Here is a 21,885-nt window from a genome sequence, read left to right as displayed (position 1 = left end):
CATGCGCACACGCATGCTGGGAATCACCGCGGTCGCCGCGGCATCCGTCCTCGTCCTCGCCGGGTGCGGCGGGGGAGGGGGAGACGACCAGGCGGCCGACGCCGACTTCGGGGCGGAGCCGAGCGGCACGCTGAAGGCGTGGGGCTTCGAGAACGCCGACGACGTCGGCACCTCGCGCATGGACTACGCCGCCGAGCAGCTGAAGGACGTCGAGGTCGACCTCGATGCGACGGCCTTCGACGCGCAGAAGTTCACCACCCGCATCGCGAGCGGCGACGTGCCCGACGTCGTGCAGATGGACCGCCGGTACGTGACCACGTATGCCGCGCAGGACCTCATCATGCCGCTCGACGAATGCTTCGCGGCCCAGGACGTCTCGCCGCGCGACCACTGGTACCCCTTCGTCGTCGACGACGTCACCTACGACGACGCGGTGTGGGCGGTGCCGCAGTTCTACCAGCCGCCGGCGATCCTGCTGAACAAGGCCGTGCTCGACGAGGCGGGGGTGACGGCGGACGAGATCGACACCTCGAAGCCCGACGTGCTGCTCGGCGCGATCGAGAAGATGTACCAGGAGTCCGGCGGCGTACCCACGCGGCTCGGGTTCGATCCGGTCGCGACCGGTCAGGCCGGGCTGTGGATCCTCGGCATGGGCGGCCAGCTCAACGATGAGAAGGGGGCGCCCACCCTGGACGACCCCAGCAACGTGGCCGGCATCGAGATGCTCAAGCAGATCACCGACGCGCAGGGCGGCTTCGCGGCCGTCAAGAGCTTCACCGACTCGTTCGACGCCTTCGGCGACCAGAACCAGTTCGTCGCCCAGCAGGTGGGCGCGCAGGTGAACGCGCAGTGGTATCCGAACGTGCTGAGCCCCTACGCCGACCAGATCGACCTCGAGGCCGTGCCGTTCCGGAACGCCGACGGCGAGCCGTTCTCTGTCGCCTCCGGCACCGCGTTCGTGATCCCGGCCGGAGCGGAGAACCCCGCGGCGGCGTGCGCGTGGATGGTGAACCTCACCTCCGACGACGCGTGGAATGCGGCGGGCGAGGCACGTGCCGAGACCCTGAAGACCGACGGCGGGATCAACACCGGGCTGTTCACCGGGTCGCCCTCCGCCGACCAGTCGATCCGCGAGACCTTCGTCACCGACAGCGGCAACGCCGGCTTCGATCAGGTCATCTCCACCTACTACGACGTGGTGGACTACGGGCAGTCGTTCGGCTCTTCGCCGGCGGGTCAGGAGATCCAGAACGAGCTCAACAACGCCATCACGGCGGCGCTGCTCGGGGACAAGTCGCCGGAGGACGCGCTGAAGGAGGCGCAGGAGGCCGCGATGCGGGCGTACGAGAACGCGACAGCCGGCTAGAGCCGGTCAGACGCGGAGGGACGGCGCCAGGCGGACATCCCCGCCTGGCGCCGTGCGTCGCGCGGACGGGCGTGGATGATGGAGGCCTACCGATCGGAGGCCGACCATGGACCAGCGCGAGCTCGACGAGCGGATCCGCGACTACTACGAGGAGCGGTTCGACGAATCGGTGCGGTTGACGACCCGGTCGGCGCAGGGACCGCTCGAGCACCAGCGCATCCAGGAGCTGATCGCGGATCACCTCACCGAGGGTCGCGTGATCGATGTCGGAGGTGGGGCGGGTGTCCATGCGCGCTCGCTCCTGGACCGCGGGCATCGGGTCACCCTCGTCGACCCGGTGCCGGGTCATGTCCGGAGTGCGGCGCAGCTCGGGGTGGACGCACAGGTAGGCGACGCGCGCTCGCTGCGGTTCGCCGCGGACAGCTTCGATGCTGCGCTTCTCCTCGGTCCGCTGTACCACCTGGCCGATCGCACGGACCGCGTCCAGGCCCTCAGCGAGGCCGCACGGGTGGTGCGATCCGGCGGCTGGGTGTTCGTGGCAGGCCTCTCGCGGTTCGTCGGATTCGGTCAGCTCGCGCTCGGCGTGACCGACCTCCACCTCGACGACGAACACGGCGCCCTGCTGGAACACGGGACTCCCTCCTCGCGGGGTCGCTTCCCGGCGGGGCACTTCCATACGGCGGAGTCGCTCGCCGAGGAGGCCGTCTCCGCCGGACTCGACGTTCTGGAGGTCCATGGCGTCGAAGGGCCCGGCGGGCTGTTGCTGGAGGGGATGCCCGTGGAGGAGGCGGCGCTCACGCAGGCGGCCCTCCAGCTGGCGCGAGCCGGGAGCACCGTTCCCGGAATCCGGGAGCTGAGCCCGCACCTCCTGGCCGTGTGTCGCGTGCGGTGACTCGGCCACAGTGTTGACTGTTAACAGTCAACACTGGTAGCCTCGCGGTGTCGACAACACGGTCGACCCACGTAGAGGAGCAAAGATGCCCCGCATGCGCATCACTCGGGCGGCCGCTGCCTTCGCCGCCCTCGCCGCCACCGCTCTGGTGCTGTCGGCCTGCACGAAGGTCGACGAGAGCGAGGGGGCCGCCTCGACCTATCCCGAGGACGACATCCGGTTGATCATCCAAGCCAACCCCGGTGGCGGCTCCGACCTGTCGTCCCGCGCGCTCGCCACCGAACTCGAGAAGATCCTCGGCGTCAGCGTGATCCCGGAGAACATGCCCGGAGCCGCGGGAGCGCTCGCGATGGAGTACGTCGGCTCGCAGGATCCGGACGGCTACGTCATCGGGTTCGCCCCGGTCGAGATCGCGATGCTCAACACGACCCAGAGCGCCGACGTGCTGCCCGACGACTTCGACCTGCTCGGGCAGATCATGCTCGCCCCCGGCGTCATCACGGTGGGCGCCACCAGCGGCATCGAGACCCTCGACGACCTCGTGACCCAGGCGAAGTCCGGCGCGGTCACGGTCGCGAACTCCGGCGCCGGCTCGATCTGGGAGGCCGCCACCCTCGGCCTCGGCAAGGCCACGGACGCCGACTTCACCCCGGTCCCCTACGACGGTGGCGCCACGGCGGTCGCCGCCGCCGCATCCGGTGAGACCGTCGCCGCCGTCTCCGGACTCGGCGAGGCCCTCGCGCAGGGCGAGGCCGTCCGCATCCTCGCGGTCATGAACGACGAGCGTCACCCGGACGCGGAGGACGTCGAGACGGTCGAGGAGGCCATCGGCGAAGAGGTCGTCTTCGGCGGCTGGGGCGGCATCTACGCACCGGCCGGCCTGCCCGACGACGTGCACGACGCCCTTGAGGCCGCCGTCAAGGAGGCCGTGGAGTCCGAGAGCTACCAGAAGTTCCAGGCGGACGCCGGCAACCTCGTGGTCTACCGCGACTCCGCGGAGTGGACCGGGTTCGTCGACGACCAGTTCGCCCTGTTCCAGGACCTCCTGGGCTGAACACCTCCGGTGGGGTCGGCACGCGCCGGCCCCACCGCGTCCTCCGACGAAGGAGCACCATGACCAGCCCCGACACCGCGGCCGAGTCGGCCGCGCCGGGCGGCTACGAGGGGGCGACTGCCTCGCGACCCCTCGAGATCGCGTTCGCCGCCGTCGCCCTCGCGATCACCGCCGGCTATCTCTTCCTCGCCACGCAGATCCCGCTGCGCCGCGAGGCCGCCCCCGGACAGATCGACGCCCGCTTCTGGCCGCTCGTCATCGGCGTGACCGGCGTCGTGATCGCGATCGCCCTGCTCGCCGTGGCGATCACGCGACCGGCACCCACGCGGGAGGACCTCGAGCGCATCCAGCCGGGCGGCGTCCTCCGGGTGGTCGCGACGATCGCGATCGCCGGTGCCTTCATCGCGCTCTGGTCCCTCGGCTCGGTCATCCTCTTCGGCTACCGGATCGAGGTCTTCCCGATCGCCTGCGCCCTGCTCATGGCCGCACTGATGCTCCTCTACGGCCACCGCCGCTGGCTGAGCCTCGTCATCTACTCCGCCGCCGTCACGGCGTTCGTCTACGTCGTCTTCGGCATGCTCCTGAGGATCCCCCTGTGAACGCGCTCCTGGAGGGGCTGAACTCGCTCCTCGACATCTCGATCCTGCTGTACATGGCGGTCGGCCTCGTCCTCGGCTTCATGGTCGGCGCCTTCCCCGGCATCACCGCGACCATGGCCGTCGCGCTTGCGGCCGGCTTCACCATGACCCTCGAACCCGTGCAGGGCCTCGCGGTGCTGCTGACGATCTACGTCGCGGCGAACTTCGGCGACCGGGTGCCGTCCATCCTCATCAACACCCCGGGGACTCCCGCCTCCATCGCCACCACCCTCGACGGCTATCCGATGGCGAAACAGGGCAGGGCCGGTCTCGCGCTGACGATCTCCGCGATCGTGTCGGCCGTCGGCATCCTCGCCTCGCTCGTGCTCTTCTCGGTCGCCGCCGTGCCGATCGCCAGCTTCGCCCGGGACTACTTCAAGTCGCCCGAGCTGTTCGCGCTCGTCGTCTTCGGCATCGCGATCATGATCGGCATCTCGTCCAAGTCGATGCTCAAGGGCATCCTCGCGGGCCTCTTCGGACTCATGCTCGGCAGTGTCGGAACGTACGCCGCCACGGCCGACCAGCGCTTCACGTTCGGTGTGCTGGAACTCGTCGAGGGCGTGAACTTCATCGCCGTCATCATCGGCCTCTTCGGCATCGCCGAGCTGTTCGACCAGCTCCTCACGCACCGGAAGTCGCACGTCCGACCGATCTCGAGCCTCGGGCGGTGGTGGCCGAACCGCGCGGAGCTGAAGCAGAGCGGACGGGCCACCGCGGTCGGCGGCGCGGTCGGCCTCGGTGTCGGCCTCATCCCCGCGGCCGGCGGCGACATCGCCGGGCTCATCGGCTGGGAGCGGGCGCGCAAGGCGTCGAAGCACCCGGAGATGTTCGGCAAGGGATCGATCGAGGGCGTCGCCGCGTCCGACACCGCCTCCAGCGCCACGCTCGGCGGCTCGCTGACCACCACGATGGCACTCGGCATCCCCGGGGACTCCGTGATGGCGGTGATGATCGGCTCGATGATCATCTGGGGCATCACCCCCGGGCCCACGCTGTTCACCAACCGCCCCGACCTCGTCGTCTCGATCGTCGGGATCATGCTCGTCGCGACCCTCCTGTCGCTCGCGCTGAGCCTCGTGCGGATGAAGGGCATGGTCAAGCTGCTCGACGTGCCGCAGCCGTATCTGTGGAGCGGCATCCTCATCTTCTGCATCATCGGCACGTACGCCACCTCGAACAGCCTGTCGACGGTCGTCACGATGCTCGTCTTCGGTGTGGTCGGCGTGCTGCTCAAGCGCATGCAGGTCCCGGCAGGACCCGTGGTGCTCGGTCTCCTGCTCGGTCCGCTCGCCGAGGAGAACCTCGCCCGCACGCTGGCGATCCTGCCGACGCGGCCGTTCTTCGAGGTCGTCAGCCCGATCGCCCTCGTTCTGCTCGCGCTCGCGGTGCTGTCGATCGTGATGCCCGCGATCCGCGCCGCCCGCACGCCCCGGGCAGAGCGGGCCTCGGTGGAGGACTCGATCCTCCACACCGACAGCATCGTGCAGATCGAGAAGGCACACGACGAGCTCGCGGCGCAGCCCGACCTGCTCACCTCCACCGTCCGCAACGTCGACGCCGGTGCGCGCCGGGGACGCGCCGACCGCAAGAACCGCAAGAGCACGACCCCCGAGGAGACCGAGAAGTGACCCGCTACGACATCCTGACCGCCGTCCCGACCGCGTTCCACCGCGACGGGACCCTCGACCTCGACGGGTCGCGCGCGATCTTCCGGTTCGTGGCCGACTCGGGGAACGAGGGCGCCTTCGTCCTCGGCACCACGGGCGAGTTCCCCGCCGTGGACGCGGACGAGTTCCGGGCGCTCGTGGGTGCCGCGCTGGAGGAGCTGGCGGACCGGATGCGCGTGATCGTGCACGTCGGACAGCCGAGCACCTTCGAGGCCGTGCGCCTGGTCGGCATCGCGAAGGAGCTGGGGGCCACGGAGTTCGCGGCCCTCACCCCCTACTACCTGCGTGCCACGGACGACGCGATCCTCGACTACTACCGCGCGGTCTCGGCAGCCGTGGGGGAGGGGCGCCTCTACGTCTACATCTATCCCGCGCGCAGCGGGAACCCCGTCTCGCCGGAGCTGCTCGTACGCATCGCCGCCCTGCCGAACGTGGTCGGGGCCAAGGTGAGCGAGCTCTCCCTCGACGACATCGCGGCGTACCGCGCGGTGGTGCCGGCCGACTTCGAGCTCTACACCGGCGCCGACCGCGACCTCATCGCGGCCGTCGAAGCGGGCGCGCAGGGCGTCGTCTCGGGTGTCTCCTCCGTGACGCCGAAGCCCTTCCGCGCCCTGGCCGACGCCGGACGCTCCGGCGACACGGACGCCATCGCCGCGGCACAGGCCGCCGTGGACGACGTCGTCGCGCTCATCGGCGGCGACATGGCGCGGATGAAGGAGGCGTACCGCGTGCTCGATGTCGTGGACACGCACTGCCGTATGGCCATCGCCGAACCCTCCGCCGATGAGCGGGCGGCCGTCGCGCAGGTGGTGGCCGCGCACCGCTGACGCGAATCCGGGGACACGCACGCGACGGGATGCCGCGGCCTTCGGGTCGCGGCATCTCTGCGTGTGCCCGCGCTCGCTTGTCGGACAAGTGAACGTGGGTGAGAGGGCACTTGACGACAAGCGCAACGACTGTCTAGGCTCAGAACCAGGAATTCCGCCGATATCGCGAAGGGGCGAACGGAACATGTCAGACAAGATCGAGGTCACCGGGTCCGACTTGTCGGACGCGCTCGCCCGGCGTCTGGCTCAGCACTTGCAGCGTTCCGGCCTGGAGATCGGCGACCCGCTGCCCACCGAGGCGGAGCTCGGCGCCGTGCTGGAGGTGGGACGGCAGCGCATCCGCGAGGCCCTCAGCGTCCTCGAGGCGTTCGGCATCGTGGTGTCCCGGCAAGGGGCGCGCCGGGTCTGGCGAGGATTCCGCGCCGCCGATCTCGCCACCCGCTGGATCGGCTTCGTCGACGACCCCGAAGCCGCCACCCGCGAGCTCCTGGAGGTGCGTCACGCGCTGGAGACGTCTCTGCTGCCTCTGGTCATCCCGCGCCTGCAGCCGAGCGACCTGGCCCGTCTGCGGCTGCTCTCGGAGGAGATGGTGGAGCGCGCCCTGCGCAACGAGAGCTTCGCCGAGCTCGACCAGCAGTTCCACCGCGGGTTGCTCGCGCCGATGGGCAATGCGTTCGTGGATCAGTTCCTGCAGTCCTTCTGGGTCGTCTTCGCTGCCGCACGACGCGAGGAGCCCGTCGAGGAGGATCCCGCCATCGCCGCGATGCACGGTCGCATCGTCGATGCGATCGAGGCCGGCGACACCCGCCGGGCCGTCCACGAGCTGGACGCCCACTTCTACGGTGTCCGCAACCGCTACCCGGACATCGACTTCGGCACCACGGCCCCGCTGCCGGTCTGACAATCCGCGCACCGGCGCGTTCTGTCGCACCCGTCTTGAAATCGATTTCGCACGACCCTCATCTGATCGACGAAGGAGTACGCATCATGAGATCCACCCGAATCCTCCCCGCCCTGGCCGCCCTCGGCGTCGTCGCCCTCGCCACCGGCTGTGCCGGCAGCGCCCCGTCCGGGGAGGGCGACGGCCCCGTCGAGATCACCTACTGGCTCTGGCAGGACGACGCGACCGACCCCACCTGGACGGAGCTCGCGGACGAGTTCAACGGCGCACAGGACGACGTGAAGGTCGTGCTGGAGACGATCCCGCTCGACCAGTACCAGAACCAGCTCGTGTCCTCCGCGATGAACGGCACCGGCCCGGACGCCGCCCGCAGCAAGGACTGGTGGCTCGGGCAGTTCGCGCCGCAGGGTGCCATCGCCGACCTCACCGCGTACGTCGACGGCTGGGACGCCTCGGACGACGTCGTCGACTCGCTCTGGGCGACGGGTCAGCTGCCCGGCGAGGACGCGGTGTACATGCTGCCGCACCAGTACACGACGCTCTACCTCTACTACCGCACGGACTACTTCGAGGAACTCGGACTCGACGCGCCGCGCACCCAGCAGGACCTTCTCGACGCGGCGGCCGCCCTCACCGGTGACGGCCGGTACGGCATCGACGTCCGCGGCGGTGCGGGCGGACAGGACCAGTGGCTCGCGTGGATGTACGCCGGCGGCGCGTCGGTCGTCGACGACTCCGGCGAGGTCGTCCTGGACGACGCGAAGGGCGTCGCGGTGAACGAGGACTACCTCCGCATCGTCACCGACCTGCAGGCGGCGCCCCCCGGATCGATCACGGCCGCCTTCGCCGACGTCAAGACGAACTTCGTCGAGGGCCTCACCGGCATGATGATCCACCACCCGGGTTCCCTGAAGGAGCTGCAGGGGGTCTTCGGCGACAAGCTCGGCGTCGTCCCGATCCCCACGGCCGACGGCAAGCCCGGCGCGACACTCGGCAGCATGAGCGGCAACGTCATCCTCGAGGGCTCCGACAAGAAGGACGCCGCCTGGGAGTGGATCTCCTGGCTGAGCGAGGAGGCGCAGATGGAGAAGATCTCCGCCTCGCCGCAGGGTCAGCTTCCGGTGCTCGAGTCGGTGATCGACACCGAGGCGTACTCGTCCGACCCGCAGCTCGCGGTCGCGGTCGACGCCATTCCCACCGCCAAGACGTGGCCGGCGCTGGAGGGGGTGGCCGAGCTCGCCGCGAAGGAGTGGAACCCGCTCATCCAGCAGGCGTTCCAGGGCGAGATCAGCAGCCAGGACGTGCTGACGAAGATGTCCGACGTGCTGCGCTGAGGACCGACATGGCAAGCTCCACCCTCACGGAAGCGGTCGTCACCGGCCGGCCGGCCCCGCGCCGGCCGGTGACCCGGCCGCGGCGACGTGCGCGCCGCGGCTCGGTCGCCCCCCTCGTCCTGCTCGCGCCGGCGATCGTGCTCGTCGCGGTCTTCGCCGGATATCCGCTCGTCCGCTCGATCTGGTTCTCGTTCAACGACGTGAGCGTCTTCACCGGTGTGCTCGAGTTCGTCGGGTTCCAGAACTTCGCCAGCGTTATCGGCACGGCGGAGTTCCTGCCCACGCTCGGCCGCACGGCGTTCTGGACCTTCGGGGCGGTCTCCCTCCAGCTGATCGGCGGGCTGTCGCTCGCGCTCATGCTGAACAACCGCTTCCCCCTGCGGGGCGTGTACCGCGGCCTGATCATGATCCCGTGGGCGACGCCCAGCGTCCTGGTGGCGCTGATGTGGAAGTGGATCCTCGACCCCAACAACGGCGTCCTCAACCAGTGGCTCCTGAACGCCGGCGTCATCGACGCCCCGATCGAGTTCCTGTCGCAGAACAGCACCGCGCTGCCGACGCTCGTGATGATCGACGTCTGGCAGGGCATCCCGCTCTTCGCGATCATGATCCTCGCGGCGCTGCAGAGCGTGTCCGGCGAGCTCAAGGAATCGGCGCAGATCGACGGGTGCGGCCCGGTCGGCGTGTTCCGCCACGTCGTGCTGCCCGCCATCCTCCCGACGATCCTCATCACGACGCTCCTGCGCCTGATCTGGACCTCGAATTACGTCGACCTCATCTTCATCCTCACCGGCGGCGGGCCGGGCACGTCCTCGACGACCCTGGCGCTCGAGTCGTATCTCACGACCTACAAGGCCAGCGACTTCGGTGCCGGCGCGGCGTACGCCGTCATCCAGGCCCTGTTCCTCGCCGTCTTCATCGCGCTCTACGTGCGCCTCACCCGGAAGGACACCACGCGATGACCACGACGACCGCCCCCGTCCGCTTCGGCCGCCTCGCGGGAAGGACCGGCTTCGCGATCGCCCTCCTCGGCGTGCTCGCGATGGTGCTCGGGCCGTACATCGTCATGTTGCTGACGTCACTCACGCCCCGGGACCAGCTCGCCGGCGCCGGAGCGAACCTCATCCCCTCGGAGTTCACGACCGCCTCCTACGCCGAGCTGCTGTCGACGACGCCGTTCCTGACCTATCTGCGAAACAGCCTCACCGTGGCCGCGATCGCCGTCCCGGTGACCCTCGTGGTCTCCACCGGCGCCGCGATCGCGATGTCCCGGTTCGACTTCCGCGGTCGCGGTGCCGTCATGATCGGGCTGCTGCTCGCGCAGATGTTCCCCGCCGTGCTGCTCGTGATCTCGCTGCAGGGGCAGCTGCGCGGGATGGGGCTGATGGATACGACGCTCGGTCTCGCCCTCGTGCACGCCGCGTTCGCCACACCGTTCGCCACCTGGCTGCTCAAGGGGTTCGCGGACTCCATCCCCCGGGAGATCGAGGAAGCGGGTCAGATCGACGGGGCCTCGTCCGCGCAGATCGTCCGCATCCTGCTGCTGCCCCTGCTGCGGCCCGGGATGGTGGCGGCAGGAACCTACGCGTTCATCCTCACCTGGAACGAGTTCCTCTACGCCCTCACCTTCACCTCGCAGACGGCGACCCGCACGCTGCCGGTCGGGCTGCACCTGTTCATCGGCGAGTACCAGATCCGTTGGGACCTCCTCACCGCCGGCGGCGTGCTCTCGGTGCTCCCCGTCGTCGTCGGCTTCCTCCTCGTGCAGAAGCGCCTCGTCGCCGGTCTCGCCGCCGGCGCCGTCAAGGGCTGAAGCTCCCGTCCCCTCCTCGTCGTCCCGGAAGGACCACGCATGAAAATCGAATCGATCGACCTCCAGCTCTCCCGCATCCCCCTCCCCAAGGGACCGTGGGGAGACCAGATCCATCGGGTGACCCACATCGAGATCATCCTCGCCGACATCACCACCGACACCGGGCTGGTCGGCACCGGCTTCAGCCACACGTCCGGTGTCGGCGGCCAGATGATGGTGGCGGCGCTGCGCGAGCTCATCCCCACGCTCATCGGCCGCGAGGTCAATCCGCGGGCCGTCTGGCAGCACTCCTGGCAGCACCTGCGCGACAACGGCCCCGGCGGGACCACGACGCTCGCCCTCGCCGCGATCGACGTGGCGCTGTGGGACCTGCTGGGGCTGCACTACCAGCAGCCGCTCGCGAAGCTCCTCGGCCAGGTGCGCGACCGGGTCGCGCTGTACGGCAGCGGCATCAACCTGAACCTCTCCGCCGAGGAGGTCGTCGAGCAGGTCAAGGAGTGGAAGACCGACGGGTACGCCGCCGGGAAGGTCAAGGTCGGCAAGCCGGACCTCGAGGAGGACGTCTACCGGCTCACCAAGATCCGCGAGGCGGTCGGCGAGTATCCGCTCATGGTCGACGCCAACCAGGGATGGACCTACGGGGAGGCGGTCCGGGCGGTCACCCGGTTCCGCGACCTCAACCTCTACTGGGTGGAGGAGCCGCTGCGCGTGGACGACGTCGCCTCGCACGCCCGCCTCCGGGCCCGCTCGCCGATCCCGATCGGGCTGGGCGAGAACGTCTACACGCTCCAGCAGTTCAACCAGTACCTCCTCGCCGACGCGTGCGACTTCATCCAGGCCGACGTCGGTCGCGTGGGCGGTATCACGCCCTACATGGACATCGCTGCCCTGGGCCGGGCGTACAACGCTCCGATGACGCCGCACTTCGTGATGGAGCTCACGGCCAACGTGCTCTGCGCGGTGCCCAACGCCCTGTTCGGCGAGATGACGGACGGCGGCACGCTCAGCGATCTCGGCGTCATCGTGCCGCAGCGGCCGCAGAACGGGTTCTTCGTGCCGACCGGAGCGCCGGGGAACGGCCTGGAGTACGACCGCGAGAACCTCGCGCGGCACGCGGTGAGCTGAGGGAGACGAACGACATGGCGGACATCTTCGACCTCACCGACCGCATCATCCTGGTCACCGGCGGCCTCGGCCAGATCGGATCGGCCTTCGTCCGGGAGCTCCACGGACGCGGCGCCCGGGTGGCCGTGGCATCGCGCACCGTCGACGCCGCGCGCCTGCAGGAGACATTCCCCGAGATCGCCGACAGCCCGCGCCTCCTCGGCGTCTCCGTGGACATCGTCTCGAAGGACAGCGTCGAGGCGGGCCTCGACGCGATCGTCGAGGCGTGGGGTGCGGCGCCGGACGGCGTGATCAACAACGCCGGTCTGGACACCCAGCCGAGCGCGCCGCCCGAGGTCTCCGGCCCCTTCGAGGACTTCCCCCTCGACGTGTTCCGGGAGGTGGTCGACGTGAACCTCGTCGGCACCTTCCTCGTCACGCAGGCGGCCGGCGCCCGGATGCGCTCCGCCGGGAAGCCGGGCTCGATCATCAACGTCGGCTCGATCTACGGGATGGTGTCGCCGGTGCAGGACATCTACGCGTACAAGGAGGAGCAGACCGGGGTGCCGTTCGTGAAGCCGGTGGCCTACTCGGCGGCGAAGTCGGGGCTGTACAACCTCACCCGGTACTGCGCGACGTACTGGGGCCGGCAGGGCATCAGGGTCAACACCCTCACGCCCTCCGGCGTCGGTCGGGACTCGCAGGACGCGACCTTCCGGCAGAACTACACGGCGCGCATCCCGATCGGACGCATGGCGGAGGCGACCGACTTCAACGGGGCCGCGGTCTTCCTGCTCTCGGACGCCTCGCGCTACATGACCGGAGCGAACCTCGTCGTGGACGGGGGGTGGACCGCATGGTGACCACGGCGGCGGACCTCGGGGTGCTGATGGCCGCGATCGCCACCCCGTACGACGCGGACGGGGCGGTGGACACCGGACTGCTCTCGACGCTCGTGGAGGACTATGTCTCCCGCGGCGTCGAGGGGATCTACTGCTGCGGGTCGTCGGGGGAGGGTCTCCTCCTGTCGGCGGATGAACGGACCGCGGTGGTGGAGACCGCCGTGCGCGCCGCCGAGGGGCGCATCCCCGTCGTCGCCCACGTCGGCGCGCTGTCGACGCGGGAGGCGATAGAACTCGGACGGCGGGCGCAGCGCGCCGGCGCATCCGCCCTCTCGATGATCCCGCCGATCTACTACGCCTTCGGCATCGAGGCCGTCCTCGACCACTACCGCGCGGTGCTGGACGCCGTGGACCTCCCGCTCATCGTCTACAACATCCCGCAGTTCACGGGGACCGAGTTCACGCTCGAGACGGCCGGAGAACTCCTGGGCGACGATCGCGTGATCGGTCTCAAGCAGACCGCGCACAACATGTACGCCCTCGAGCGCATGAAGGCGGCGTTCCCCGACAAGGCCTACATCAACGGGTTCGACGAGGTGTTCGTGCCCGCGCTCGCCGCCGGTGCTCGCGGGACGATCGGCACGACCGTGGGGCTCCAGGTCGAGCTCTTCCAGGCGGCGCGGCGCCTCCTCGACGCCGGTGACCTGGTCGGAGCGCAGCGGGTGCAGAGCCGGATCAACCATGTCATCGCCGAGCTCGTCGCGATCGACGTCTTCCCCGCGGCGAAGTACCTCTCCGGTCGCAGTGCGGGAGGTGCCGGAGCGCTGGGGGACTGTCGTCGTCCGTTCCGACCGCTCTCGGGTGCGGCTCGGACTCGGCTCGATGCTCTCGGAACGACTCTCGATCGATTCCTCGCGGAGAGCTGAGGCTGAAACCGGTTACAGTGGGTGCCCATGGCCACGATCTACGACGTCGCGCGGCGGGCCGGCGTCTCCCCGGCCACGGTCTCGCGCGTCTTCAACGGCACGAGCGTGTCGGAGGAGAAGGCGGCGGCGGTGCGGGCGGCGGCCGAGGAACTGCGCTTCACCCCGAACCGGACGGCGCGTACGCTGCGGACCCAGAGCTCCGAAGTCATCGCCCTGGTGATCCCGGACATCGAGAACCCGTACTTCACCGAGATGGCGCGCGGCGTGGAGGATGCGGCGTCCGAAGCGGGGTACTCCGTCGTGCTGTGCAACTCCGACGCCCAGGCTGAGAAGGAGGCGACGTACCTCCGGATCGCGATCGCCGAGAACATGTCGGGCGTCATCATCGCGACGGCGGACGAGCACTCGGATCTGGCGCCGGTGCGGGCGACGGGACGGCCGGTCGTCGCGGTGGACCGTCGCACGGGCGCCGCCATCGACGGTGTGGTCATGGCCAACCGGGAGGCGGGCGCCGCAGCGACGCAGAGCCTTCTCGACGCCGGGTACCGGCGCATCGCGTACATCGGTGGCCCCGCGCACATCGACACCGCGGCGGAGCGTGCGGAAGGCTGGCGGGAAGCGCTCTCGGCGACGGATCCCGATCATGACCTCTCCTCGCTCCAGCGCTTCGCCACGTTCCGCGTCGAGGGCGGGCGCGCGGCCATGGAGGAGCTCCTCGCGCTGCCGGAGCCGCCGGACGCGGTGGTCGCCGGGAACAACCTCATCGGTGTCGGCGCGATCCAGGTCCTCACGGAGCGCGGACTCACCCCGCCGCAGCTCGGCGTCGCGGTGATCGGGTCGCTGCCCTTCACGACGCTGTCGCCGTCCGCCGTCACCGTCGTGAGGCTCCCCGCGCGCCTCATGGGTGTGACGGCGGCGCGGATACTGCTGGATCGGATCAAGGGCGACGAGCAACCGGCCCGGACGATCGTCCTCTCCGGCGAGGTGCAGCGCGCGGCCGCGCGCGCCTGAACGCAGCGTCGCTACTGCGAGCGCCAGAATCGCGCCGCGAGGTTCGTCATCTCCTTGTCGAGATCGTCGACCTTCACCTCCAATCGGTCGAGGCGGTGATCGAGGCCGTCGAGCCGTGCGGTCATCTCGCCACGCAGGCCGATCATCTCGCCACGCAGCCCGATCATCGCTCCGTGCAGCGCACCCATCGCCGCGCGCAGCCCTCCGACCTCGCGCATCATCGCCGCGTGCAGCGCCGCCAACGCCCCGTGGAGTCCGCTGACCTCGTTCGTCGTATCGGTGCGGAGGCCCGCGGTCTCGGTGGTCAGGTCGGTGCGGAGGGTGCCGATCTCACTGCGTAGTCGTGTGGTCTCGGTGGTCATCTCGGTGCGGAGGCCGGCGATCTCCGTGGTCATGTCGGTGCGGAGGGTGCCGATCTCACTGCGTAGTCGTGTGGTCTCGGTGGTCATCTCGGTGCGGAGGGTGCCGATCTCGGTGGTCATCTCGGTGCGGAGGCCGGCGATCTGGGTGGTCATGTCGGTGCGGAGGGTGCCGATCTCGTTGCGTAGTCGTGTGGTCTCGGTGGTCATCTCGGTGCGGAGGGTGCCGATCTCACTGCGTAGTCGTGTGGTCTCGGTGGTCATCTCGGTGCGGAGGCCGGCGATCTCGGTGGTCATATCAGTGCGGAGGGTGCCGATCTCGCCGGTCATCTCTCCCCGCAGTCCGCCGATCTCCGCACGGAGCACGCGACCGAACTGCGTCGTCATGAGGGTCATGCCGCCGAGCATCGTCGTCACGAAGATGCCGATCAGCGTCCATACCTGCGGGTCGTTCAAGGGCATGCCTCCAGTCTCGATCGGAGGGGTCAGGATGTCACGGTATTCCGGTGCTGAACCGGCGTTTTTCCGGCCGGAGGCGAAGATCGTGGAGACTCTCGATATCGGTCCTCGTGGTGCAGAAGCAGTCAGCTCCTTGCGTCGTGAAATCGATTTCGCGTAGCCTGGGTGCAGGCCTGCACGGACCGTCGGTATCGAAGGAGAGACCATGCGCTGCACCCTCGGGGTGGACATCGGCACGTCCAGCAGCAAGGGCGTCCTCGTGGATCCCGCTGGCACGATCCTCGCGACCGCGACCCGCGCGCACGACGTCTCCCGTCCGCAGTCCGGATGGGTCGAGATGGACGGCCGGATCTGGTGGGACGAGTTCGTCGAGCTGGCCGCGGACCTTCTCGCCGCGGTGCCCGACGCGGAGGTCGTGGGCGTCGGCGTGAGCGGCATGGGTCCGTGCATCCTGCTCGCCGACGAGGACGACGAGCCCGTGCGCCCCGCGATCCTCTACGGCGTGGACACCCGTTCCACCGCTCAGATCGAGCGCATGACGGCGGAGCTCGGCGTCGAGGAGATCACCCGCGTCGGCGGCTCGACCCTCACCTCGCAGGCCGGTGGGCCCAAGATCGCCTGGGTCGCCGAGGAGGAGCCGGGAGCCTGGCAGCGCGCGCGGCGGCTCTACATGCCCGCCTCCTGGCTGGCCCGCAAGCTCACCGGCGCCTACGTCCTCGACCACCAGTCCGCCAGCCAGGTCTCGCCGCTGTACGACATCGAGGGTGAGCGCTGGCACGAGCCCTGGTGGCAGCGGTTCGCCGGGACGGTCGAGCAGCCGCCGCTGCGCTGGGCGGGGGAGATCGCGGGCATCGTGACCGCCGCTGCGGCGGCCCTGACCGGCCTGCCCGAGGGGACCCCGGTCATCACCGGCACGATCGACGCCTGGACCGAGGCGGTGAGCGTCGGCGCCCACGAGGTCGGCGACCTCATGCTGATGTACGGCACGACGATGTTCCTCGTCGCGACCGGGGAGCAGACCCTCCGCACACCCTCGATGTGGACGACGGCCGGCGCCTTCGAGGGCACGCGCAACCTCGCCGGCGGGCTGTCCACATCCGGAGCGCTCACCGCGTGGCTGAAGGACCTCTCCGGCGCCGACTACCCGGCGCTGCTCGCCGAGGCCGAGGAGTCGGGGCCCGGCGCGAACGGCCTGCTGATGCTGCCGTACTTCGCCGGTGAGCGCACCCCGATCCAGGATCCCGACGCCCGCGGGGTCATCGCCGGACTCACCCTCCGGCACACCCGAGGAGACCTCTATCGCGCGGCCCTCGAGGCCACGGCGCTGGGCGTACGTCACAACGTCGAGACCATGCGAGCCGCCGGCGCCGACATCCGCCGCATCGTGGCGGTCGGCGGCGGCACGCAGGGACGGCTGTGGCTGCAGATCGTCTCGGACATCACCGGGCTCGTGCAGGAGGTGCCGCAGACCACGATCGGCGCGAGCTACGGCGCCGCCTTCCTCGCGGCGACGGCCACGGCCGCCGACGGTGCCACGCCCGCGATCACCGACTGGAACCCCATCGCCGACACCGTCCGCCCGGACGAGGCGCTGCGTCCCTTCGCCGACGCCCTCTTCGACCGCTACGTGCGCCTTTACGACGGCTCGAAGGACGTCGTCCATGAACTCGCCGCCGCCCAGCGCGGCGGATCCCCCACCCCCTCGACCCCGGAGAACTCATGACCGCCTACACCCTGCCCACCCCGGCATCCCGTCCCACCGCTGCGCCGAAGACCGCCTACCTGATCGCCTCCGGCGACCTCCGAGAGTCGGCCAACACAGCCGGCTGGCCCACCCAGGTCGAGCTCGAGGCCGGGGTCACCGGCGTGCTGAACGACCTCGGCTGGACGGTCGTCCGCGCCAACGAGGTCGACCCGGAGACCGGTCACGGCTTCATCTCCAGCCAGCGCATGGGGCTCGAGGTGTTCAAGAACATCCCCGTCGACGCGCCGCTCATCGTCGCCGAGGCCGTCTGGCAGTACTCGCACCACGTGCTCGCGGGCCTCCGCACGCACGAGGGCCCGATCCTCACGGTGGCGAACTTCGCGGGCGACTGGCCCGGCCTCGTCGGCCTCCTCGGCCTCAACGCGGGCCTGACGAAGATGGACAAGCCGTACGCGACGATCTGGTCGGTCGACTTCACCGACGACTGGTTCCGCGACGGCATCCGGGAGTGGACGGAGACCGGCGCCATCACCCACGACGCCTCCCACGTGCGTCCGCTCCCCGCACTGCCCGACAGCCCGGAGAAGCAGCTCGGCGAGGCGCTCGCCGCGGAGCTGCGCGCCGAGAAGGCCATCATCGGCGTCTTCGACGAGGGCTGCATGGGCATGTACAACGCCATCTTCGACGACGAGCTCCTCAACCAGACCGGCATCTACAAGGAGCGCCTGTCGCAGTCGGCCCTCTACGCGGAGATGCTGAACGTGACCGAGGAGGAGGCCGACGCCGCCTACGACTGGCTGATCGAGCGCGGCATGACCTTCCGTTACGGCGAGGACGCCGCGACCGAGCTCACCCGCGAGCAGGTGCAGTGGCAGCTGAAGATGTACATCGCCGCCCTCCGCATCGCCGACGACTTCGGCCTCGACGCGGTCGGCATCCAGTACCAGCAGGGCTTGAAGGACCTCGTTCCGGCGTCGGACCTGGCGGAGGGCATCCTGAACTCCACCGAGCGCCCGCCGGTGACCTCGCGCGACGGCTCCCGCGTGCTGCATGAGGGGCGCGCGTTCCCGCACTTCAACGAGGCCGACGAGGGCGTCGCCGTCGATGCGCTCGTGACCGACCGCGTCTGGCGGGCGATGGGGCTCGTCCCCGACAACACTCTCCACGACGTCCGTTGGGGCGAGGACTACGACGGGCAGTTCGTATGGGTGTACGAGATCTCCGGCTCGGTGCCGGCCTCCCATCTCGGCGGCTGGCAGAACGCGGAGGGGTGGCGCCAGGGTCACGTGTTCTTCCCCGCCGGCGGCGCCACGATCAACGGCGTCTCGAAGCCCGGCGAGGTCGTGCTCTCCCGGGTGTTCATCGCCGAGGGCGTCCTGCAGGCGGACATCTTCCGGGCGTCGGTCGTCGAGCTGCCGGCGGAGGAGACGCAGCGCCGGAAGGACGCCACGAACCCGGAGTGGCCGATCGCCCATGTGGTGCTGCACGGCATCTCGCGCGACCAGTTCATGGCGCGGCACAAGGCGAACCACGCGCAGCTCGTCTACGCGCCCGACGCCGAGACCGCGGACAAGGCGCTGATCGCGAAGGCCGCGATGTTCGACGGCATGGGCATCAAGGTCAACCTCGTCGGCGACGTCTCGATCTGAGGCCGCGGGCTCGTCACTGCGAGCGCCAGAATCGCGTCGCGAGGTTCGTGAGCTCCCTGTCGAGATCGTCGACCTTCGTCTCGATCCGTCCCAGCCGGGCGTCGAGGCCGTCGATCCGTGCGGAGAGGGTGCCGTCGATGCGGTCGATCCGTGCGGAGAGGGTTCCGTCGATGCGGTCCACCTCCGCGCGGATCACGCGGCTGAGCTGCGACGTCATGAGCGTCATGCCGCCGAGCATCACGGCGGCGAAGACGCCGATCAGAGTCCATACCTGCGGATCGTCCACGGTCATGCCTCCAGTCTGAGTCCGGGGTCTCAGGCTGTCACGGTATTCCGCAGCGGCACGACCGCGAACACGGGACGGGTGGACGAGAGAAGCGGAACCGCGTGCAGTGCAGGAACAGCGTTCACGCGGAGGGGCGGAGGTCGCTCGGCGGGCCGCTCAGCGCGCGCAGGGCGTAGAGGATCGTCGCGAGGTCGACGAGCTCCTGCACCAGAGCGCCGACGACCGCGGGGATGACGCCGGTCATCGCGACGACCATCAGCCCCACGCTCAGCCCGATCCCGATCCAGATCGCGGTGAAGGCGACGCGGAGGGTGTGCCGTCCGATCGCGACGGCGTCGACGACCTTGGCGAGCGAATCCACGAGGATGACGACGTCGGCGGCGTCCCCGGCGGCCGTCGCTCCCTTCGCGCCCATCGCGATGCCGATGTCGGCCGCTGCCAGCACCGGGGCGTCGTTCACACCGTCGCCGACCATCAGCACGGGCCGTGGTTGCATCTCGGCGGCCAGACGCACCTTCTCGGGCGGCAGGAGCTCGGCGTGGATCTCGTCGATCCCGACCTGCCGTCCGATCGACGCCGCGGTGGTCTCCACGTCCCCGGTCAGCATCGCGAGCCGGTCGACCTCATGCGTCCGCAGCCACGAGATCACGGCGGGCGCCTCCGGGCGAGCGGCATCGGCGAGGACCAGGGCCCCCGCGAACCGTCCGTCCACGGCGACATAGGCGGCGGCCTGTCCCGGCGCGAGCTCCGCCCGCACGGTGTCCGGGGCGAGGGACGCCACATACGCCGGCTTGCCGACGACCACCGCGCGGCCGCCGATCGTCGCGGACACCCCGTTCGTCGCGGTTTCGCTCGCCTCCGTCGCCCCGTGCAGCGCCAGGCCTCGGGCGGAGGCGGCGCGACGGATGCCGTCGGCGAGCACGTGCGAGGAGTACTGCTCGGCCGAGGCGGCGAGTCGCAGGATCTCCTCCGCATCGAAGCCCTGTGCCGGACGCACGTCGACGACCTCCGGCCTCCCCTGGGTGAGCGTCCCGGTCTTGTCGAACGCCGCAGAGCGCACGCGCGCGATCTGCTCGATCACCGCACCGCTCTTCATGATGACGCCCGACTTCGCCGCCCGGGAGAGTCCGCCGAGGAAGGCGACGGGAGCGGCGATCAGCAGGGGGCAGGGCGTCGCCAGCACGAGTACTTCGGCGAACCGCGTGGCGTCGCCGGAGAGCGCCCAGGCCGTCCCCGCGAGCACGAGCGCGACGGCGGTGAACGGGATCGCGAACCGGTCGGCGAGACGCACGATGGGCGCGTGGGAGGACTCGGCCTGGGCGACCAGGGCGACGATCTGCTGGTACTGGCTGTCGGCGCCGGTGCGGAGGGCACGGAGGCGGATGGCCCGGCTGCCGTTGATCGCGCCGGACAGCACCTCGTCGCCTGCACCGCGCGTCACGGGCAGGCTCTCGCCCGTGAGCGAGGATTCGTCGAACGACGCGCTGTCCGTGAGCAGTTCACCGTCCACGGGGATGATCTCCGCCGGGCGCACGAGGAGGACGTCGCCCACGGCCACATCGTCCACGGGCACCTCCCTCGCCGCGTCCGAGTCCGCATCCTCGGGATGTGTCAGCACATGGGCGCTGCGCGGCGAGCGATCCAGCAGAGCGGAGAGGTCGCGCTTGGCCCGGCGGCCCGCGAAGTCCTCCAGCGCCTCGCCCCCGGAGAGCATGAGGACGATGATGAGCGCCGCGATGTACTCGCCCACCGCGAGTGTCGCCACCATGGCGACGACGGCGAGGATGTCGAGTCCGACGTGGCCGCGGAGCACGTCGCGGACCATGCCGATGAGCGTCCACACAACCACCGCAGCCACGAAGATCGTCGCGACCCATCGGCCGATGGTCTCCTCCCCGGCGGCGTGGAGCGCCCCGACTACGGCGAAGACCAGGACCGTGAGCGTGATGACCGGGTACCGCCAGAGGAGTCGGAGGGCGCGCATGCGTCCAGCATCGTCGGAATCGGTGCGCACCGCCAGCATCCCCTTCCGACACAATTGCTTAAGCGATATAGTCGGCCGCGAGTCGCGACGTCGCGACCCGATCTCGACAACGACGCCGAAGGAGAAGATCCCGTCATGAGTTCCTCACCCGCACGATCGTCCCGCCTGAGAAGAGGTATCGCGGTAGCAGCGGCGTTCGCAGCCGCTGGAGCCGCCGCCCTCGCCGCCTCGACCACAGCGGTCGCCGATACCGCCGCTGCCGACCCGAAGCTCGCCGTCTACGTCGAGGTCAACTCGAACGATTTAGCGAACGTCGCGGACTACACGCTCGCCGAGTCGGGCCGCCCAGCGGCCGATCTGGCCATGATCTTCGCCGCGAACATCAACTACGACGGGGAGCAGGCGGTCCTCCACCTCAACGACCGGGTCACCGAGACGCTGCAGGATGCGCAGAACCAGATCCGCCCGCTGCAGGCCCAGGGCACCAAGGTGCTGCTGTCGGTCCTCGGAAACCACCAGGGTGCCGGCTTCGCGAACTTCACGTCGTACGCGGATGCCGACGCCTTCGCCGCGCAGCTCGCAGACACCGTGACCGCCTACGGCCTCGACGGCATCGACTTCGACGACGAGTGGAGCAACTACGGGGCGAACGGCACCCCGCAGCCGAACCCGCAGTCCTTCGGCTGGCTGGCCTCCGCGTTGCGCGACCGGCTCGGGCCGGACAAGCTCATCACGCTGTATGCCATCGGCCCGTCCTACACGACCACGGACTTCGGCCTCTTCGACGCCGGCAGCGTGCTCGATCACGCCTGGAACCCGTACTACCCGACCTACGATGCTCCCACCGTGCCGGGCCTGGACGACCGCGCTCGGCTCGGCGCCGCGGCCATCGACCTCGCGAACACGAGCGCCACGACGGCCGCGGACTTCGCTCAGCGCACGGTGGCTGACGGGTACGGCGTCTATGTCGCGTACAACCTCACGGCGACGAACCAGTCGCCCTATCTCTCCGGCATCACCGAGGCGCTGAAGGGCGAGGCGACCGTCTACCGCGCAGCGGCGCGGTGA

General features: G+C 69.9%; 20 protein-coding genes. 17 read left to right on the top strand and 3 right to left on the bottom strand.

Annotated elements, in window-relative coordinates; genetic code table 11:
• Position 1 precedes the first annotated feature (1 nt).
• The 14 genes from KZC57_RS08970 (at position 2) to KZC57_RS08905 (ending at position 14,375) form a co-directional block, all read left to right on the top strand.
• The gene (locus KZC57_RS08970) at positions 2-1,366 is read left to right on the top strand and encodes an extracellular solute-binding protein (protein ID WP_144881801.1); all 1,365 of its coding nucleotides are present in this window, start codon (positions 2-4) and stop codon (positions 1,364-1,366) included.
• 106 nt (positions 1,367-1,472) lie between these two features.
• Positions 1,473-2,258 (top strand): bifunctional 2-polyprenyl-6-hydroxyphenol methylase/3-demethylubiquinol 3-O-methyltransferase UbiG, encoded by a 786-nt coding sequence (locus tag KZC57_RS08965; protein WP_247641537.1) that lies wholly within the window; start codon positions 1,473-1,475, stop codon positions 2,256-2,258.
• A 94-nt stretch (positions 2,259-2,352) separates the two neighbouring features.
• On the top strand, positions 2,353-3,312 hold the full coding sequence (locus KZC57_RS08960) for a tripartite tricarboxylate transporter substrate binding protein (protein WP_247641536.1): 960 nt from the start codon (positions 2,353-2,355) through the stop codon (positions 3,310-3,312).
• 59 nt (positions 3,313-3,371) lie between these two features.
• Positions 3,372-3,911 carry a tripartite tricarboxylate transporter TctB family protein gene (locus tag KZC57_RS08955; RefSeq protein ID WP_025102656.1) on the top strand — a complete coding sequence of 180 codons (540 nt, stop codon included), beginning with the start codon at positions 3,372-3,374 and terminating at the stop codon, positions 3,909-3,911.
• A complete protein-coding gene (locus tag KZC57_RS08950) occupies positions 3,908-5,578 on the top strand; it encodes a tripartite tricarboxylate transporter permease (protein WP_085605100.1) in 1,671 nt (556 codons plus the stop codon). Before KZC57_RS08955 ends, KZC57_RS08950 begins: the two co-directional genes overlap by 4 nt.
• Positions 5,575-6,444 (top strand): dihydrodipicolinate synthase family protein, encoded by an 870-nt coding sequence (locus KZC57_RS08945; protein WP_105950599.1) that lies wholly within the window; start codon positions 5,575-5,577, stop codon positions 6,442-6,444. Before KZC57_RS08950 ends, KZC57_RS08945 begins: the two co-directional genes overlap by 4 nt.
• A gap of 184 nt (positions 6,445-6,628) precedes the next feature.
• A complete protein-coding gene (locus tag KZC57_RS08940) occupies positions 6,629-7,345 on the top strand; it encodes a FadR/GntR family transcriptional regulator (RefSeq protein ID WP_186326365.1) in 717 nt (238 codons plus the stop codon).
• An 86-nt stretch (positions 7,346-7,431) separates the two neighbouring features.
• Complete coding sequence (locus KZC57_RS08935) at positions 7,432-8,679, top strand: sugar ABC transporter substrate-binding protein (RefSeq protein ID WP_144881814.1); 1,248 nt, start codon at positions 7,432-7,434, stop codon at positions 8,677-8,679.
• 8 nt (positions 8,680-8,687) lie between these two features.
• Positions 8,688-9,641: a carbohydrate ABC transporter permease gene (locus KZC57_RS08930; RefSeq protein WP_144881817.1), complete on the top strand. Its 954-nt coding sequence runs from the start codon at positions 8,688-8,690 to the stop codon at positions 9,639-9,641.
• Complete coding sequence (locus KZC57_RS08925) at positions 9,638-10,492, top strand: carbohydrate ABC transporter permease (RefSeq protein WP_060923454.1); 855 nt, start codon at positions 9,638-9,640, stop codon at positions 10,490-10,492. The genes KZC57_RS08930 and KZC57_RS08925 overlap by 4 nt, the downstream gene beginning before the upstream one ends.
• A gap of 39 nt (positions 10,493-10,531) precedes the next feature.
• Positions 10,532-11,617, top strand: a complete 1,086-nt coding sequence (locus tag KZC57_RS08920; RefSeq protein WP_105950595.1) for a mandelate racemase/muconate lactonizing enzyme family protein — start codon at positions 10,532-10,534, stop codon at positions 11,615-11,617.
• A gap of 14 nt (positions 11,618-11,631) precedes the next feature.
• Complete coding sequence (locus KZC57_RS08915; RefSeq protein ID WP_247641535.1) at positions 11,632-12,459, top strand: SDR family oxidoreductase; 828 nt, start codon at positions 11,632-11,634, stop codon at positions 12,457-12,459.
• Positions 12,453-13,364: a dihydrodipicolinate synthase family protein gene (locus KZC57_RS08910; RefSeq protein WP_105950854.1), complete on the top strand. Its 912-nt coding sequence runs from the start codon at positions 12,453-12,455 to the stop codon at positions 13,362-13,364. The genes KZC57_RS08915 and KZC57_RS08910 overlap by 7 nt, the downstream gene beginning before the upstream one ends.
• Positions 13,365-13,391: 27 nt before the next feature.
• Positions 13,392-14,375, top strand: coding sequence for a LacI family DNA-binding transcriptional regulator (locus KZC57_RS08905; RefSeq protein ID WP_247641534.1), 984 nt, complete (start codon positions 13,392-13,394; stop codon positions 14,373-14,375).
• A gap of 11 nt (positions 14,376-14,386) precedes the next feature.
• On the opposite strand, the gene KZC57_RS08900 is transcribed toward KZC57_RS08905, so the two are convergent.
• Entirely contained in the window at positions 14,387-15,196 is an 810-nt protein-coding gene (locus tag KZC57_RS08900) for a hypothetical protein (protein ID WP_247641533.1), read from the bottom strand.
• Positions 15,197-15,398: 202 nt separating this feature from the next.
• Between KZC57_RS08900 and KZC57_RS08895 the strand changes: the two genes are divergently transcribed.
• Entirely contained in the window at positions 15,399-16,916 is a 1,518-nt protein-coding gene (locus tag KZC57_RS08895; RefSeq protein ID WP_247641532.1) for an FGGY-family carbohydrate kinase, read from the top strand.
• Complete coding sequence (locus KZC57_RS08890) at positions 16,913-18,547, top strand: fucose isomerase (protein ID WP_247641531.1); 1,635 nt, start codon at positions 16,913-16,915, stop codon at positions 18,545-18,547. Before KZC57_RS08895 ends, KZC57_RS08890 begins: the two co-directional genes overlap by 4 nt.
• A gap of 13 nt (positions 18,548-18,560) precedes the next feature.
• Here the strand turns inward: KZC57_RS08890 and KZC57_RS08885 are convergent, their stop codons facing one another.
• Positions 18,561-18,839, bottom strand: a complete 279-nt coding sequence (locus KZC57_RS08885) for a hypothetical protein (RefSeq protein ID WP_060922290.1) — start codon at positions 18,837-18,839, stop codon at positions 18,561-18,563.
• A gap of 115 nt (positions 18,840-18,954) precedes the next feature.
• Positions 18,955-20,817, bottom strand: coding sequence for a heavy metal translocating P-type ATPase (locus KZC57_RS08880; RefSeq protein WP_247641530.1), 1,863 nt, complete (start codon positions 20,815-20,817; stop codon positions 18,955-18,957).
• A 135-nt stretch (positions 20,818-20,952) separates the two neighbouring features.
• Between KZC57_RS08880 and KZC57_RS08875 the strand changes: the two genes are divergently transcribed.
• Entirely contained in the window at positions 20,953-21,885 is a 933-nt protein-coding gene (locus KZC57_RS08875; protein ID WP_247641529.1) for an endo-beta-N-acetylglucosaminidase H, read from the top strand.

Origin of the sequence: Microbacterium sp. KSW4-4, assembly GCF_023091185.1 — a bacterium.
GTDB classification, from domain to species: domain Bacteria; phylum Actinomycetota; class Actinomycetes; order Actinomycetales; family Microbacteriaceae; genus Microbacterium; species Microbacterium paraoxydans.
The sequence above is the reverse complement of the archived record's forward strand: the minus strand, read 5'-3'. Positions and strand labels throughout refer to the sequence as shown.

Excerpts from the sequence above, each read along its gene's own strand:
- KZC57_RS08875 (WP_247641529.1), top strand. The coding sequence starts at position 20,953 with ATGAGTTCCTCACCCGCACGATCGTCCCGCCTGAGAAGAGGTATCGCG.
- KZC57_RS08915 (WP_247641535.1), top strand. The coding sequence starts at position 11,632 with ATGGCGGACATCTTCGACCTCACCGACCGCATCATCCTGGTCACCGGC.
- KZC57_RS08910 (WP_105950854.1), top strand. The coding sequence starts at position 12,453 with ATGGTGACCACGGCGGCGGACCTCGGGGTGCTGATGGCCGCGATCGCC.
- KZC57_RS08960 (WP_247641536.1), top strand. The coding sequence starts at position 2,353 with ATGCGCATCACTCGGGCGGCCGCTGCCTTCGCCGCCCTCGCCGCCACC.
- KZC57_RS08895 (WP_247641532.1), top strand. The coding sequence starts at position 15,399 with ATGCGCTGCACCCTCGGGGTGGACATCGGCACGTCCAGCAGCAAGGGC.
- KZC57_RS08905 (WP_247641534.1), top strand. The coding sequence starts at position 13,392 with ATGGCCACGATCTACGACGTCGCGCGGCGGGCCGGCGTCTCCCCGGCC.
- KZC57_RS08920 (WP_105950595.1), top strand. The coding sequence starts at position 10,532 with ATGAAAATCGAATCGATCGACCTCCAGCTCTCCCGCATCCCCCTCCCC.
- KZC57_RS08890 (WP_247641531.1), top strand. The coding sequence starts at position 16,913 with ATGACCGCCTACACCCTGCCCACCCCGGCATCCCGTCCCACCGCTGCG.
- KZC57_RS08955 (WP_025102656.1), top strand. The coding sequence starts at position 3,372 with ATGACCAGCCCCGACACCGCGGCCGAGTCGGCCGCGCCGGGCGGCTAC.
- KZC57_RS08935 (WP_144881814.1), top strand. The coding sequence starts at position 7,432 with ATGAGATCCACCCGAATCCTCCCCGCCCTGGCCGCCCTCGGCGTCGTC.
- KZC57_RS08900 (WP_247641533.1), bottom strand. The coding sequence starts at position 15,196 with ATGCCCTTGAACGACCCGCAGGTATGGACGCTGATCGGCATCTTCGTG.
- KZC57_RS08940 (WP_186326365.1), top strand. The coding sequence starts at position 6,629 with ATGTCAGACAAGATCGAGGTCACCGGGTCCGACTTGTCGGACGCGCTC.
- KZC57_RS08885 (WP_060922290.1), bottom strand. The coding sequence starts at position 18,839 with ATGACCGTGGACGATCCGCAGGTATGGACTCTGATCGGCGTCTTCGCC.
- KZC57_RS08930 (WP_144881817.1), top strand. The coding sequence starts at position 8,688 with ATGGCAAGCTCCACCCTCACGGAAGCGGTCGTCACCGGCCGGCCGGCC.
- KZC57_RS08925 (WP_060923454.1), top strand. The coding sequence starts at position 9,638 with ATGACCACGACGACCGCCCCCGTCCGCTTCGGCCGCCTCGCGGGAAGG.
- KZC57_RS08965 (WP_247641537.1), top strand. The coding sequence starts at position 1,473 with ATGGACCAGCGCGAGCTCGACGAGCGGATCCGCGACTACTACGAGGAG.
- KZC57_RS08880 (WP_247641530.1), bottom strand. The coding sequence starts at position 20,817 with ATGCGCGCCCTCCGACTCCTCTGGCGGTACCCGGTCATCACGCTCACG.
- KZC57_RS08970 (WP_144881801.1), top strand. The coding sequence starts at position 2 with ATGCGCACACGCATGCTGGGAATCACCGCGGTCGCCGCGGCATCCGTC.